The following is a 767-nucleotide window of genomic DNA, read 5'->3' on the forward strand; positions in this document are numbered from 1 at the left end:
GGTAATGCTACCAACTTATTGATTAGTGTATGATGGTGTTTTTGAGGTACTTTTGTGGCTTCCATTTCTGTGCGTTGTCCTACCTGTACTGGGACTGAAGGCGTTGTCCGTAACGGTAAAAGTACTGCCGGTCATCAGCGCTACCTCTGTAAGCAGTGTCGTAAAACATGGCAACTCACTTTCACCTATACCGCCTCCCAGCCCGGTACACACCAAAAAATCATTGATATGGCCATGAATGGCGTTGGATGCCGAGCCAGTGCACGCATTATCGGCATTGGTCTGAACACCATTTTCAGGCATTTAAAAAACTCAGGCCCCGCTCAGTAACCTCGCGGATACAGCCGGGCAGTGATGTGATTGTCTGCGCAGAAGTGGACGAACAGTGGGGTTACGTCGGCTCTAAATCACGCCAGCGCTGGTTGTTTTACGCCTACGACAGACTACGCAGGCGCGTTGTCGCGCACGTTTTTGGTGAGCGGACGATGGCAACCCTGGAGCAGCTTCTGACGCTACTGTTGCCTTTTGAGGTAGTAGTCTGGATGACGGATGGCTGGCCATTGTACGAGTCACGCCTTAAGGGAAAATTTCACGTTATCAGCAAGCGTTACACACAAAGAATTGAGCGGCATAACCTGAATCTCAGACAGCATCTGGCAAGGCTGGGAAGAAAGTCTCTGTCATTTTCAAAGTCAGTTGAACTGCATGACAAAGTCATCGGGTACTACATGACAATAAATCACTATCAATAAATTGGAATCATTACC

General features: G+C 48.5%; 1 protein-coding gene. It reads left to right on the forward strand.

Features of this window, described 5'->3' with window-relative positions:
- Nucleotides 1–54: 54 nt before the first annotated feature.
- Nucleotides 55–752, forward strand: a protein-coding gene (locus JK211_RS16780; protein WP_371734658.1) for an IS1 family transposase whose coding sequence is annotated in 2 segments (ribosomal slippage) — nucleotides 55–304 and nucleotides 304–752 — 699 coding nt in all. Because the reading frame shifts where the segments join, the coding sequence is not laid out codon by codon here.
- The last annotated feature ends 15 nt before the right edge of the window (nucleotides 753–767 follow it).

Origin of the sequence: Tatumella sp. JGM130, from assembly GCF_018257525.1 — a bacterium.
GTDB classification, from domain to species: Bacteria; Pseudomonadota; Gammaproteobacteria; order Enterobacterales; family Enterobacteriaceae; genus Tatumella; species Tatumella punctata.